Source organism: Methanosarcina barkeri str. Wiesmoor, from assembly GCF_000969985.1.
GTDB classification, from domain to species: domain Archaea; phylum Halobacteriota; class Methanosarcinia; order Methanosarcinales; family Methanosarcinaceae; genus Methanosarcina; species Methanosarcina barkeri_B.
Window position 1 is genome coordinate 4,218,957 of the sequence record NZ_CP009526.1, and the last position, 15,315, is coordinate 4,234,271.

The following is a 15,315-nucleotide window of genomic DNA, read 5'->3' on the forward strand; positions in this document are numbered from 1 at the left end:
TTCCCTCTTTTTCCCTATTATTAAGTGGAATGCGTATGTACTCCAAAGAGAAGTTTGTTTCAGCGAAGTTAGAAAATGCAGTTGGGAAACCAAAATATGAGGATTATATGGAAATATTATGGAGATACATAATTGGCATGTCCATAATCAATCGATATATTTCTATATTGAAAGATCATCCTTAGTTTCCTATACATTTATATAATAGAACTTAAGATGTAGTAGTGTGCCAGGCAAGTGCCGGCATCTGAAACAGGCATCATTCCTAAGGCTATTTTTCACACACCAACCCCAACACCCCCCAAGAAGGAACGAAACCCCCAATCGTTCTAGACTCCAGGATAAAACCCCATTTCCAAAACAAATCCCCACTTCTGGAATGATGCCACCTCTTTTCTATCTTTTTTTATACTTTTGATGTCAGTTACTTTTATCTATTCAGTAAAACCAGAAAATAAGGCAAAGCTTATCCAAAACCAATCGGGTTTTTTCCGATTTACATATCAATACATTTATAATAAAAAACCTCCGAGTATTCTTCCATGATAGATCCTGTTAACAATTTCAAGATCCCTGAAGACTGGATTGCCCGCACAGGGCTTCCCAGGGAAGAACTTGAAACAAAAGTAGCATCCGGGATGCTTGTGGTCCTGAGTGACGGGTCTATCCTCAAACGAGGATACACTACAGGAACCACAGCAAGTGCTGCTGCAAAAGCCGCAGTCCTTTCCCTTAAGAAAACGGTTGATAACGTATCCGTCCCGACGCCTGTGGGACTGAGAGCCCGGCTTGAGGTCAGTGAAGCCTCGCAGGGACGCGCAGTTGTGAAAAAGATCCAAAACGACCACGAATCCGATATTACCCGGGGGCTTGATTTTGTGGGAGAAGCCAGGGAAGCTGAGGGAATCCGAGTTTTAGGAGGAAAAGGCATAGGAATTGTCAGAAGGGACGGGTTACAGGTTCCGAAAGGCCAGCCAGCTATTAATCCGAAACCAATGGAACAAATAAAGGCCGCAGTGCAGGAAGCTGTAGAAGAACTGAGCCTGAGAGGAGCCGAGGTTACAATATCAATTCCAGATGGAGAGAGGATCGGAAAAGAAACCCTGAACAGCAGGATAGGAGTTGAAGGCGGAATTTCTGTGCTTGGGAGCACGGGTTTTGTTGAGCCCTGGAACGACCATCTGGGTGAGACAAGAGGGGACCTTATCCGCTGCACGGACAAAGTAGTCCTAACTACAGGCCGTATAGGAATGCGTTATTCACATATGCTTTTTCCCGATTATACAATTGTTATGATCGGAAGCAGAATTTCAGAAGGACTGGATTATGCTTCAGGCGATGTAGTTATCTGTGGGCTTCCTGGTCTTGTTCTCAAATGGGGAAACCCGGATATGCTTAAAGACGGTGAATATGCAACAGTTGTCGAGATGCTTGAAAAAGATCCTGAACATCCTCGTCTAAAAGAAGCTTTTGAAATGGCAATCGAGAAAGGTAAAGGTGCAAGAATTGTAGTAATCGACAGGGATGGTTCTGTCTTGATGGACAGTAAGAATGAGAGTTAATTACAGGTTTAATTTACAGGAAAAGGGGAAGAAAAATAATGATCGTTGTAGGAGTCGGGGTCGGGCCCGGAATGCTCACGGAAGAAGGAATAAAGGCTATAAAGAAAGCTTCTGTGGTTTATGGTGCAAAAAGAGCCATTGAGATTGCCCAGGAATATATTACATGTGAAGCAAAACCGATCAAGGACTATAAATCACTTCATCTCTTGCCAGCCGATGCAGTCATCCTGTCTACAGGCGATCCCATGTTTTCAGGGCTCGGGAAATTCGCAAGGGAGAAAGACACAGTTATACCTGGGATTTCTTCAATGCAGGTGGCCTGTGCGCGTACAAAAGTGAACCTGACCAACCTCTGCGCAATCACAGCCCACGGCAGGGACTCAGAACCTGCAAAAGCCGAGTTGATCCGGGAGTTAAGGAATGGAAGAAATATCTTCCTGCTGCCGGAAGAAAACTTTGGATCGCTTGAGGTCGCAGAAATTCTAAAAGAGCTGGGTATTGAAGCTGAACTTTATACCTGCGAAAACCTTGGCTATCCTGAAGAAAGAATTGCAAAAGGTACTCCTGAAAATCCACCGGTTCCGGAAACGATTCTTTACGGGCTGCTTGTCGTACAAAAAAGGTAATTCTTTGATAAGCAAACAGAGTTTCGGCGTTGGATAGGCAGAGTCCAGTGAGACAGATAATTCTGTAGAGCCCGTGATTTCCAGTGCACGGGTTTGAACAGGTGAGAGCACTGAAATCCAGTTTCTGATTTACCTTGGTATGAGGTTCAACTTACTATGAAGTTTACCTTACCATGAAGTTTAACTTACATGAGATTTACCTTACCATGTGGTTTAACTTACAATGAAGTTTAACTTACAATGAGGTTCATGACCGTATAAAATATCAAGTCTCCAAAGACAACTGCGGTAATAAAGCCCACTGTAATTGAAAGCATGAATGGCAGGCCTGGAGTAACCCAGATATCTTTCCCAATCAAACCTTTTTTCAGATACTCCTCAAGTTCAGGTTTCTGATCCGCATCGAAGTTGAGGCCTGCACGGACAAATGTTTTTTTGAGGCTTCCGCTTTCGTCAAGCTCAAATTTTTCAAGCAGGCCAAGGTGTTTTTTATATTTCAGAGAAGAAATCTCTGTCCGGTATCCTATAAACATGTAAAGCGGATTTTTGATCATCTCAGGTGAAAAATGCAGGAGATTATAGCCGAACATCCCGAGGGGAACAAGTGTTGTCATCAGGAGGGCATTTCCCAGGACCGTAAAAGTGAAAATCCCTATAGGGGGAACCCCTAGCAGGGGATATATTTTTTCTGAAAAGCTAAAAACCGGATAAGAAGGAAAAAGGATGGAAAGCACGATCAATCCCTTTGCATCCCCTCCCCCAAAAGCCCCAACCTGGAAAAGGAGATAGACGGCCGTAAAAACAAGAACTCCTGATAAAATAAGAGGCATGAGGTAGGAAAGTCCGCCTGTAAGAATTTCATAAAAAACGAACCCTGAACCCGATGCAAGCATGTATTTCCAGACTTTATTTGAGACCCTGCGGGAGTTAAGGTCAGAATAACACGAGTACAGTAAAAAGGGTATGCTGAAGAGGATTTTGAGGATTTCTATCATTTCAACCCTGCAATGAAATTAGTTTTTAGAGTTATTTACATTTATTACTTATTTAATTTATTGGTTATGTGATTAAAAATTTCCTGCAGAGCAACTAAGGATTTCACTCTCTATATAAAGTATCAGCAGAGTGATAAAAGGCTGAAAAGGGCTTGATAAAACGACCAAAAAAAGATGAAACCCAGTTTCGAGTAGATATAATCCTGAGTTTGACAGTTTGATTTTTATGTGGGAAGATTGTTTTCATATCCGTTGGAATGATAAGTAATATTATTTCAACAAATTTTTGCCCATTTTTTACGATTCTATTTGACAGATGATTTTCTATCTCTTGATGGCCATTTTTATGATTTTTGACCAAATTTTTGGTATAGAATTTGACAGATAGCATGAATCTCATATAAAATATAGATACTATCCAAAAAGTCAGGTCCAAAAGTGCTAAAATGGGATAAAAATCTCTATTAATTTACCTTATAGTGATTGTGAAGCTGGAAAATCAGAGGCAATTTGACAAAATTTATGAATACTGTCAATTGATTTTTAACAAAAAATTGAAGCCTCTCACTAAATTCAATTTACACTGTCAAACTAAGGTATAATAACAATTTCATAACGCGTTGGGGAAGCCACTACCATCGTTAACGAGCGATAAGCTTATACATAAGAAGTTCTATTTTATGGTGCTTATTCCTTTTTAGGTTTCAAAAACAACATGGGCTCGTGGTCTAGACGGTTATGACGTCGCCTTCACACGGCGGAGGTCCTGGATTCGAATTCCAGCGGGCCCACTTAATTATTCTTGTTTTATGATTTAGAGGCTTTATGAACTTCCTTTTCTAATGCTTCGATTCTTGCTTTAAGGTTGGATTTTTCTTCGGGTTGTGTAACTTTAAGTTCACAGTTAAGCTCTTTTTCAAAAATAGGTTTTTTATGATTTCCCAATATTACTTATTTCTATATCCAGTATTTTGATTTTCTGTAGTAGTTACTTCCATTTTATTGATGAACTTAAAAAATCACTTGCCAAATTAAGTGCATCTTCTCTACCATATTTTGGTGCTTGATTTATAATGACTTTGATAAATGTAGTTATATATTCCAAGTCATCAGTCATATTTTTTTCATACAGGACTTGTCCTATCCTACATATTCCTCTCAACGTTAACATAACCAAATCATTAGGCATCTTATCAAGTTCTTTAAAATACTCATCTAGTAATTTATCTTCCTCCACATACTCTTCAAATTCTTCTTCGCTGTACTCTTCATATTCTTCTTCCATATACGTGCCTACAAAATCTCTATATATTATTGTTGAAAGTGGTTGCAATATATCATGGTATACACCTCTTATCTTATATTGAGCAGATATTTCGCCAATGTCGTTGAGAGAGTGAGCTACGGTCCTTTGCAAGTATTTCATATTTATTTCAGATGATGTGTCAATAATAGCTTGAAAATGTCTAATAGACACAACTGTCATCCTCATATTTCTTTGCTCAGCTGCAATTTTTCCAATTTCACCAATCCTACCGAGCGCTAGTGATGCTTCAGAATCCTTTTGCCTCTCAATAAAAATCATCATAATCTCATAAAACCAGTTTAGAACTAAAATAACACACTCATCATCGCTCTTATGTATAGCTAATTTTCCAGTGCTAAGAAAGTGTTTTGAGAATAAATTGAATATTTTTTCAAGCTCTTCGTCTTTAATATCATTATTTTTCAATATATCAAAAGAAATCTTTCTTAAGACTAACAAACCATCTCTTGAAGTATCATAATCATGTTTCATTAGCGAGCTATTTACTATGTCTATTATTGGTAAAACAGGATCTTTGTTGTTTACATTAAGGTCTTCAGTGTTTAAAAAAATATTATCTGAGCTACGATTATACAAACCGCTGAAGAAGTCAAAATCTTTTGTCTCTATTGATAGAATATTATTTTTTGTAATTTTCTCTGATAGAAACATCATCATTGTTAAAGGTTTAAGTAAATCAATTGTATTCAGCATATAAGGTATTAAAGCGATAAATGAAAATAATCCTAAAAAATAAGCGAAAAAAATATGACCATCTGATATTGCATTATCATTTAAATTTGTTAATATGCTAAGTTGATAAATTATTGCTCCTATATATATTATCAAAAGTATCCAAAAGTCTGGATTTCTATTTTTAAATATATCTATTAATCTTGTTGAGTAGGATGATGATGTCTGCTGAACTGCCACTAAAGTCAGTGTAACTACTATTGCAACTATGGCAGCTTCACTTTGTATTAAAGCACTGAGCATGTATCTAGAATTATCAATGTTAGTATTACCCATAGTCGTATTTAAAAAAAGTTCAAAAGTTGATAAAATAGCATTTGATACAAACAAAGATATTACCATGACAATAAAATAAATAAGTATTCTTTTTATCCAAGTTAAATTTGATTTATTCGGAATGAATATTATTACAATAAGTGGAATTATAGATATTAAATAGAGTACTTTAAGAATATTAGCATATTTTTCAGGTAGATGCAGATAATAAAGGCAACCTACAAGTAATATCATATACACAATTGAATGACTTACTAACTTCCTATTCTTAGTATCGTCATCTGGATAATTCATATTACATTATCAAAGAATTCCACATATAAATATATTGAAATTGTAGGCTCTTCGCTATTTCGAGTGAGTAAGGTAACTTACATTCATTTATTGAGCCTATCCCAAAACTCAAAATTTGCTTCTTTGGGCCTCGTATTTGAGTAACAAATCGAGATTTTGATTATGAAAGCAATCCTGAATAATTTTGATAATTGAGACTAAAAATGGGTTTTGGGATGAGCTCATCAATTATGTCAAGCACCAATACGAGAATTTCAATACCTGAACTTCCCGCTGTAAGCGTATAAAGCATCCTCCAGAAATTAGGAAGTTCAACTCTAAACAGATTAGCTATTCCATACCTGGTTTTATATTCCGCAGGAATCAGTTTTTTGTCAATGGGTTGCCCATAGTGGATATTCTCCTTTAGAAGTTCCACTTTCAGAAGGAAAGCATTAAGGATTATCTCTTTTTGCTTTGATTCAGGTGCTTTACTAATGAGAGAATTATATGCATCTGCGGCTTCCGGGATCAGGATTATTCGAACATATTTCATAATTCAAGTCCCTGAACCACTGCCTTTCTCAGGTTTTCATTTCGCTGTAAATCCATGTTATTCCCTTAAGCCCGACAGCAATTTTATTGCTCTGCTCCAGATAGTCCAGAATAACCATCAGAGTATTATGATTTACCTGCCTTGGCAACATTTTTTTGAGTTCAGCAACTGTTACAACGCTGTTCGGGCTGTTTTTCAGAGTGTTTTCGACCATAAGAATAGTATTAAGAGTTGGGGAAGGTTTTGTTTTATCAGAACTTAATGCTTCTGCCATTTCTGTGTCTCCAGTAAATTTATAACAGCTTTAACATCTCTTTTTTTAGAGATGACTACGTAATAAAAAGTTATTGATTAATAACTAATTGATATTTATAGATACTTATATTTTCCGGAGTAAGATTTATTAGGTTTCTTTAATTTTCACTTATCAGGATAGCGATATCTGCCTTAAGATGTAGACGGCTTTCTTGGCACTTCAAATCAAGTAATGAATTTTTGTTTAGTAACTAATTTTGAAACCTGTCTTTTAACTTTGATAAAAAAGGCGGTGAAAATAAAAAATATAAAAGAGTAAAACTATATGAAGATTAGTGATCAGTATGGAACCTAAAAATCTTCTTACATCTCTACTTTTATTTATATGTTTTTCTTCTGAAAATTGTTCAGGTGAAATTATCAATGTAGGCCCAGGAACTTCCTTTAGCTCTAAAGGCTCAAACGACCAGAATGTTATTAACGCTGCCATAAAATCAGCGAATTCAGGTGACACTGTACAGCTTTCATCAACTACATTTCACATAAGTTCACCCATAATCATGAAATCGGGGGTAACTCTTAATGGAAATGGGATTGGTGCAACAGTAATCTATTGTGACAATCCTGAATCTAATTTTGCAACTCAAAATATTATTAACTGTAATGGTATTTCTGATATTGTAATTTCAAATTTCTTAATTGATGGTGGTTGGGGATCTTTAAGTAAAATGCATGCAGCAAGCAACAAGTATAGGGAGTATGAAAAAGGAGTTTACCTGTCTAGCTGTTCAAATGTAGTTATTCATGACTTAAAAATGCAATACAGTATGGGAGACTTTATTTTCTGTAGAAAAAATACTAGCAATGTTCAAGTTTATAATACAGTATGTAAACCTGGACATGACAGTTTTGGTGCATGGTCAGCGGGTAGTGACATTTCAATATTTAATAATTGCTGGGGCACTTTTATAAATTCTTGCATTAAAATTCATAATACTAAAAACGTTCAAATTTGCAAGAATACTTTCTACACTGATGCTGGTTCTGGTAATGCTGGTGTGGAAGTTATGGGAGGTAATGTAACAGGCCTTAATATTTGTAACAATATATTTTCAACACTTCAATTAAATACAATTTATCACGACTCTACTGATGGTGCTTGTTCAGGCAGAGGTACTGTTTCAAATAACATTTTCTATAACAGTCCTGCATATAATGGAATTCGCGGTATGGATATCTCGTCAACTGATAATATTGTAACCAGCTCCTGTTCATGTTCCAGGGATACTAAAGATTGTGGGTATGTTGCAGACAACGGTACAAGAAATTTACCCGTTTACAATGGTTCTGTAGTACCTTCTGTTACTTTTCCAGCTGATGGCAGTCCAATTTCAACTGTTAATGGGTATGTAAGCATAAGCTGGGCGTATTTAAATGCAACCAGTTATTCTATCAATATATATAACAGTACATCAAAATTTGACTCTTCTCATTTAAATTCTTCTAACTTAATATATAGTCTTAACACTTCACAAACATCTGCAAATGTACCAATAAGCTACAACGGGTCGTTTGCTATAAGAATCGGTGCACATGATGACGTTCATAATTCATGGGTATACAGCAATCCTGTAAGTTTGCTCACAGTAAATGGCAAAAAATCAGCTACAGTATCTTCCGGCATATTTGGATATTTGATAGATGCAATTACAGGTCAACCTGTTCAGAGTGCCGTAGTAACAATATCAAATAATACATGGAATTGTACTCAAATTTCTGATGTTGATGGGCTTTATCAGTTCACCGTGGACGGTGGAAAAGGCAAATACTGTTTAACTGCTTCAGCAACAGGCTATCTTAACAGTCCTGAATTACCAGTAAATATGACAGGTATAAACACAGAAATGAATTTGAAAATGGCTGAAGCACCTGATTATTGTGCACCACACTATGTACAGTTATATGTTTCTACTAATTCAAACGAGAGGGTTCATGGTTGTGAAATTCAGATTTATGCGCCAAATAATGATCTAGGAAATGAAAAACCAAACTTTTGTGCCTGGACAAATAAGGAAGGTAAAGCAAATTTCCATTTGACTAAAGATATCACATATAAAATTGTAATAATTACATTAAATGGACAAAAATACACCAGCACACTGAAACCTGATCTGGATCAATGCACTATTACAATACCTTCAGGTGGCACATCTGCAATATCTGCAAAGAAGACTGTGATCAGTGCAAATTGTACTTATAAACAGATAAACAGTACAGCAGCTTATATTAACGCAAGTTATTATGATTCTTCGTCACAGTCTAGCAACCTGACTTTTGTATTGGGCACTACGAGCGGTGGAAAAACATTTGTCCCTTGCGGAATATCAGGTACCAATGACAAAGTAAGTAACCCTATAGGAGTGGTAACCGACTCTTTCATAGTCACTAACTATCCTGGAAAAACGTACACTGTGAGAATTACTGCGCAGTCTCAAACTTATGGTGCTGTATGTGAAACTGTTAATGTATCATTTCCAGGTGGTAATGTGCCATATACAGGGTCTAATATGAGTTATTTCTGTGTTTTAATCATAATTATTGTAGGACTCATATTGTCAAAAACTTATAAGGCAAATTAATTTTCTGTGCCTTATTTTGGATTTTTCATTTTATGGAACAGTGTTTTGTTAATTAAATCCCTTGCTCAATGAGAAAGAAAAGTCTATCGAATTTGGCTTTCAAATACGATGCTTGTGTCGTTTATTCCCAAGCCTTCAAACGGCGGAGGACATGAATTCGAATCTCAGCGGACCAATCTTGATTTTTATTCTCTTTTCTGAATAAAACATAATAACACGCTAAAATACATAATAACACGCTAAAATACATAATAACACACTTAATAAATGAATGTAAGGGCCTTAACGAATTACATAGGAACTACAGCTTCAAATGCAGACTCTTATTAGCTAGAAGTCTTTAAAAATACTCGGTCAAAAAAATATATACCAATTTTATATGAAAAATATTTTCGAATCTCTCATATTTTCGAATCTCTCGTCATTTCCCGTTTTTTTCAAACAGGGCAGGATACTTCTCCTTTAATGGAATCAGGATCTCTTCGTCTAACTTTGCGTTATAAAGTGTTTTCACTTTAGAAGCTTGTTCAATGGATAAATCATGAACTCCTGTAAGGTTAGTCCCTTCAAGCTTAGCTCCCTCAAGATCAGCTTTCAGAAGATAGGCTTTGTGAAGGTCTGCCCCATAGAGATTAGCGCCTCTAAGGTTAGCCTCTTGAAGATTTGCTTCTTGAAGGCCAGCTCCATACAGGTCAGCCTCTTCAAGATTAGTTCCCTGCAGGTGAGCTCCCTCAAGATTAGCCACTTGAAAGTTAGCCTTTTTAAGGTTAGCTCCTTTAAGATTAGCCAGATGAAGGTTAGCCAGTTGAAGATTAGCTCCTTCAAGGTTAGCCTGTTCAAGATTAGTTTTTACAAGACTAGCTCCCTGTAGATTAGCTTCTTGAAGGTTAGCCTCTTGAAGATTAGCTCCTTTACCTTCAAGAAGGTGAGTATCTGAAAGGTTGGCTCCTCGAAGGTCAGCCTTTTTAAGATTAGCTCCCCGAAGATCAGCTCCTTCAAGGTTAGTTTTTACAAGGTCAGCCTCTTGCAAGTCCGCTCCTTGAAGTTTAGCTCCTATAAGATTAGCTCCCCTAAGGTGTGTTTTCCCCGATATACCCATAAAGTAAATCTGCTCTAAATTAAAATAAACATTACTATTCCGGGAAAATATTTTCTACTTCTCAGAGTATGGTTAGTAGTGTTTTTTTACTCAGAATATGATTGTAGTATTTTTTACTCAGAGTATGGTTTGTAGTGCTTTTTACTCAGAGTATGGTTTGTAGTGTTTTATTGGATTCACTTTGGTTTAGGTTCAGCTTTTGCTTTTGTTAACTACATAAGGATTATTAATCCTCATTCGATTAAATAGTCTATCAATACATAATCGCGCATTCCCATCCTTCACACGGTGGAGACCCTGAGTTCGAATCTAAGCGAGTTAACTTATCTTTTTTATCTTTGTCTTCCAATTTCGAAGTTTATAGACTTCCATAAGTGTTCCATTAAATTTTACATTTATACCCACAGCTGCGTAAAGTTGGTGTATACCTGAACAGAGCAACTTAAGAACCCCCACTCCTTTTTAGGCTTGACTTCTTTTACTGTTTCTTATTTAACCTGCTCATTTTTTGGCTACTATGATATACCCTGACATTGTCTTAGTGTTACTACCTTTAGCATTCTTTACTTTTAAGCTAACCGTATATGTTCCTGCCTTTGAATACTTATGAACCGGATTCTGGTGAAATGACTTCGATCCGTCTCCAAAATCCCATATCCATTTAGCAGGTATTCCTGTGCTTGTATCAGTAAATTTAACCTTTAATGGTGCTTTTCCTGATGTAACACTGCTGGTGAAGTCTGCAACTGGTTTTGTTATCACTTTTATATACTCTGTTTTTGTTACCGTGTTCCTGCCTTTGGCATTCTTTACTGTTAAACTAACCGTGTATATTCCTGCCTTTGAATACTTATGAGTTGGATTCTGGTGGAATGACTTTGACCCGTCTCCAAAGTTCCAGAACCAGGAAGTTGGGGAGCCAGTGCTTGCGTCAGTAAAAGTAACTTTTAATGGTGTTTTTCCTGAAGTTGGGGATGCATAGAATGCAGCAATAGGAAGGCTCGGTTTTGGTTCTGAAATAGTGCCCATGCAAATTTCGGAGTTTCCCATTCTCATTATTATAATATTCCCATACTATATTGTTACCGTAAATGGTAGGACTGTATGCTGATCCTTTGGTGCTAATTTTCATTTTCTGGTTAGTGGAAATATCATACATATAGATACCATGATTTGTATAACCATCATCCTCTCCACCATCATCCTCCCACACTATCCTGTTACCATAGATAGCAGGATGCGTCTGAGCATCTGGACTGCTGGTTATCTGAGTTTGTTTTTTAGTGGAAAGATCATACATGTAGATATCAGTATTCCCATCGTGAGTACTGGCGTATACTATCCTGTTACCATATATAGCAGGGTCGTCTGCTGCTCCACCATTGGTTATTCGAGTTTGCTTTTTAGTGGAAATATCATACATGTAGATATTATCATCAAATCGATCCTCCCATACTATTCTGTTACCGTAGATTGCAGGATTATATGCGTCGTATGTGAGGAGTGTTTCCTCTTTAGTAGAGAGGTCATGCATGAAAATACTCACGTAATCATCGAGAGAATCACCCCATACAACCTTGTCACCATAGATTGAAAGACTATCCACATAGCTGTTATAACCACTTATCGTACTCTTTTGGGAAGTTGAGAGGTCATACATGTATACTTCGTTAGGATAGACATAATTTGACCACACTATTCTATTACCATAAATATCAGAACCAGATACATCTCCACTGGTTGTTATCTGAGTTTCTTTTTTAGTAGAAAGATCGTACATGTAAATGTTGCATTCTTCATCGTGATAATCCGTCCATACTATCCTGTTACCATAGATCGCAGGATGAAATCCACTGGTAGTTATTTGGGTTTCAGTGACCTTGGGCAAAGAACTTCCCTCAGTATTTGCCATCGCTGTAGACGAAACGTAATCGTCTTTTATAGTGGCGTTTCCGGTATCATTCTCAGTAGCTGCTAATGCTGCAGATGAAACCAAAAGCAAGACTAGAGCTATTGAAACTAAACTTGCCTTACAAAAAGTCTTTGTTTTATCCATCATTACCCATCTCTAATATTTAAATCAAAAAGTTAATTTCATTTATCAAGTTTTGTATATTATAGTTAAATTTTTTCTTTTAGTATTTACATGTATAAATTTAAATTTATACTAATAAGTATAAAAGAAATCGAATTCAATTTAACCAGATAAGATTACTACTTATCGTCAAACATGTGAATAATTGGTATTCCAAAACAAGTTCATCTGTAAATGGAAAATAATTGAGGAAGGGATTGTTACAAAATTTAAAATTAGCTTGCCGGATTTCAATAAAGATATTCACGAAAAATTACTAAAAAGTAGCTGGAGAGAGTCGAAGGAACCTAAAAGTCTAAGGGGTCAGGTAGTTTTATCAATCTCGCTTATGATCATTAATCATTTAGTCGGGCAGTTAATAATGAGAACACTGATACCTACAAGTAAAGTTGCTGGTTATTAAAGAACTGTCTTTGTTAAATGAAGATAGTGGTTTTATATTCCCATATTGTTAAACCAGATAGTGAATTGCGTACCTATACCACTTTTAATTTCTAAACAGCCATCTATTTGTTCAACAAGAATGTTTACTAGCTGGAGCCCAAGGGAATTTGAACTCTTATTGGCTATCACTTTTGGAATTCCTTTCCCATTATCCGATACTTCTAATATGTAATTGAAGTTATCTTTGCAACCTTTATCTGGACTGGACATCTCACTCTGGGCAGCAGAAGTTTCATTTCTGCGTAGATTCACCTGGATTTCTCCTTTCCGTCCTTCAGGAAAAGCATGCTTAAAAGAATTTGTAACTAGCTCATTTACAATAATTCCAAGAGGGATTGCAGTATCCATGCCAAGATATATCTGATCAAGGTTCAACTTCAACCTGATACTTTTATTTCCAAGATCATATGAATTGAAAAGATCTTCAGTTAGTTTATTTAAATAAGCTGCAAAGTCAAGGGTGTCAATATTATCGCCTTTATACAGCTCTTCGTGAATAAGAGCCATTGAAGCTACACGATCCTGACTTTCTCTAAAAGCCTCAACAACTTCCTGAGTTTTACAAATTTCACGGTTAAAGAATGTTTCTGATTGAAGATCGAGTAAGGATGAAATTACCTGCAGATTATTCTTAATCCTGTGGTGAATTTCCTTTATGCGGATTTGTTCTACCTTTGCCAGAGCTTCTTCTGCCTTTTTATGCTCTGTTATATCTTGAGTTGTTCCTCTAACCCGAACAGGATTATTTTTCTCATCGAAAACAACTTCAGATTTCGCATGAACTATGCGTTCTTCTCCATTCGCTAGAATTAGCCTGAAATCAATGTCAGCAGGCTTTCCATTTAATGCATTCTTAGCGGCATTATCTATACAGTCTCGATCATCCGGATGCACGAAACTTAAGAAGATACCGTAATTTACTTTCAGTTCTTGCGGCGTAAGTCCAAAAATACGATACATTTCGTCAGACCAACGAAATTCATTGCTTGCAAAGTCCATTTCCCAGTTTCCAAGATGAGCTATTTCTTGAGCTTCTGCAAGACTTTTTTCACTCTGTTTCAATGAATCATAAGCATTTTGAAGTTCTACTGTACGTTCTTTAACAAGTTTATCTAAATTGTCAAGTGTGTCCTTCAGTTTAGCTTCCACTTTTTTGCGCTCTGTGATGTCACTGGCGGTACCAAACCATTCAACAATTTCGCCATTAGCATCCAGCATCGGAACCGCACGCGAGAAAATCCATCCGAAACTGCCGTCTGCTAGACGGACTCGATGTTCCAGTTCGTAAGTGCTCTTTGTCCGGATAGCTTCATTGATAACAGTCATCACATGCGTTTGATCTTCCGGAAGAACATATTCCTGAAGCCAGTTCCGATTTGGACTTTCCGTATTGGCAAGAAAACCTCGACCATAGAGATAACGCATTTCGCTCCAGTCCGGGCTTACACGATATACCATTTCTGAACTGGCAGTCACCAGAGTACGAAACCGCTCTTCACTTGCACTCAGCGCTTCCTCAACCTGCTTGCATTCCTTATTACTTTTCTGACAGGAACATTCTATGTGCTCCCATTTACCTTCTTTTTTAGTCAAAGCGAACTGGTGATTTGCAACGATGTCCAGAATTTCAACTGCACTGTATTTGTCAATTGGATAGGTGTAAAGCGCTATTATTGGGTACCTGCCTATAACAGAATCCAGTAATTTTTCGTGACCAGAAAAATTGTTCCCACTATACCTCAAGCCATCGTATCCATTGGCGAGAGCCTTACTGGTTTTTTCAGTCAAGCGATTTAATACCGTTTGTGGATCTAAAACATCTTCTTCTACATGCCAGTAAGGATAGGGAACAATGTCGATTTGCCCGTTTTCTATATAAGCGCCAATGTCAGGAATAGCTATTTTCAAGGCTTCTTTTGCTTCTTCTTCATCTACAGGTTCTGATATGACCCATAAACAATACTCGTTATCTTCAAGTCCTGCTTTGAAATAGGGAACAAGTATGTCCATCAAATCTTCTTTTGTCCTGTAGAACTGGCAGAAATGTATCCCCCATGGTACATTCCCAATAATATCAATACCAGAAATTCTGTTGCCGCTTTTCATGTTATTCTTTGATAATCAGGTTTAAAGTCAAAAGTTTCTCTTCTTAACATTACTGATTTATTTAATGTTTTGCCTGGCTCAAAATATTTCAAAATTCTTTTTGCAGGAATCATTTCTATAATTCAGTAATAATATAAAGACTTATTTATATAAACATAATTTTATAATTAATTGTTTTTCTTATTTATTGAGCTCATCCCAAAATCAATTTTGTTCCCAAATTGATAGAAATTCAGAACTATTTTCCACGATAAAAAACTTGATTGATTATCCAGAGTACGGATTAAGATAAGTAATTTTGAGTTTTGGGATCAGTTCATTATTAAATGA

The 15,315-nt window shown here is 36.5% G+C and carries 10 protein-coding genes, 1 tRNA gene and 1 pseudogene; 4 read left to right on the plus strand and 8 right to left on the minus strand.

The window, feature by feature from the left end:
• Positions 1-542: 542 nt before the first annotated feature.
• Positions 543-1,562, plus strand: a complete 1,020-nt coding sequence (locus tag MSBRW_RS17320) for a cobalt-precorrin-5B (C(1))-methyltransferase (protein ID WP_011306494.1) — start codon at positions 543-545, stop codon at positions 1,560-1,562.
• A 38-nt stretch (positions 1,563-1,600) separates the two neighbouring features.
• Complete coding sequence (locus MSBRW_RS17325; RefSeq protein WP_011306493.1) at positions 1,601-2,188, plus strand: cobalt-precorrin-7 (C(5))-methyltransferase; 588 nt, start codon at positions 1,601-1,603, stop codon at positions 2,186-2,188.
• A 230-nt stretch (positions 2,189-2,418) separates the two neighbouring features.
• Here MSBRW_RS17325 and MSBRW_RS17330 read toward each other — a convergent pair whose 3' ends face one another.
• Complete coding sequence (locus MSBRW_RS17330) at positions 2,419-3,183, minus strand: A24 family peptidase C-terminal domain-containing protein (protein WP_011306492.1); 765 nt, start codon at positions 3,181-3,183, stop codon at positions 2,419-2,421.
• 717 nt (positions 3,184-3,900) lie between these two features.
• On the opposite strand from MSBRW_RS17330, the gene MSBRW_RS17340 reads away from it, so the two are divergent.
• Positions 3,901-3,974 (plus strand) — tRNA-Val (locus MSBRW_RS17340).
• A 16-nt stretch (positions 3,975-3,990) separates the two neighbouring features.
• Here MSBRW_RS17340 and MSBRW_RS22710 read toward each other — a convergent pair.
• The 4 genes from MSBRW_RS22710 to MSBRW_RS17355 form a co-directional block, all read right to left on the minus strand.
• A complete protein-coding gene (locus MSBRW_RS22710; RefSeq protein ID WP_155398358.1) occupies positions 3,991-4,128 on the minus strand; it encodes a hypothetical protein in 138 nt (45 codons plus the stop codon).
• Between the two features lie 43 nt (positions 4,129-4,171).
• Positions 4,172-5,812, minus strand: coding sequence for a DUF2254 family protein (locus tag MSBRW_RS17345; protein ID WP_011306491.1), 1,641 nt, complete (start codon positions 5,810-5,812; stop codon positions 4,172-4,174).
• Positions 5,813-5,972: 160 nt separating this feature from the next.
• The gene (locus tag MSBRW_RS17350; protein ID WP_011306490.1) at positions 5,973-6,347 is read right to left on the minus strand and encodes a hypothetical protein; all 375 of its coding nucleotides are present in this window, start codon (positions 6,345-6,347) and stop codon (positions 5,973-5,975) included.
• 28 nt (positions 6,348-6,375) lie between these two features.
• The gene (locus MSBRW_RS17355; protein ID WP_011306489.1) at positions 6,376-6,621 is read right to left on the minus strand and encodes a hypothetical protein; all 246 of its coding nucleotides are present in this window, start codon (positions 6,619-6,621) and stop codon (positions 6,376-6,378) included.
• Between the two features lie 325 nt (positions 6,622-6,946).
• Between MSBRW_RS17355 and MSBRW_RS17360 the strand changes: the two genes are divergently transcribed.
• A complete protein-coding gene (locus MSBRW_RS17360) occupies positions 6,947-9,241 on the plus strand; it encodes a right-handed parallel beta-helix repeat-containing protein (protein WP_011306488.1) in 2,295 nt (764 codons plus the stop codon).
• A 421-nt stretch (positions 9,242-9,662) separates the two neighbouring features.
• Here MSBRW_RS17360 and MSBRW_RS17365 read toward each other — a convergent pair whose 3' ends face one another.
• From MSBRW_RS17365 to MSBRW_RS17380, 3 genes and pseudogenes are all read right to left on the minus strand, one after another.
• The gene (locus tag MSBRW_RS17365) at positions 9,663-10,340 is read right to left on the minus strand and encodes a pentapeptide repeat-containing protein (RefSeq protein WP_011306487.1); all 678 of its coding nucleotides are present in this window, start codon (positions 10,338-10,340) and stop codon (positions 9,663-9,665) included.
• A 504-nt stretch (positions 10,341-10,844) separates the two neighbouring features.
• Positions 10,845-12,396: pseudogene (locus MSBRW_RS17370) on the minus strand (PKD domain-containing protein); the annotation flags it as partial.
• Between the two features lie 474 nt (positions 12,397-12,870).
• A complete protein-coding gene (locus MSBRW_RS17380) occupies positions 12,871-14,985 on the minus strand; it encodes a PAS domain-containing protein (protein WP_011306484.1) in 2,115 nt (704 codons plus the stop codon).
• Positions 14,986-15,315 lie beyond the last annotated feature (330 nt).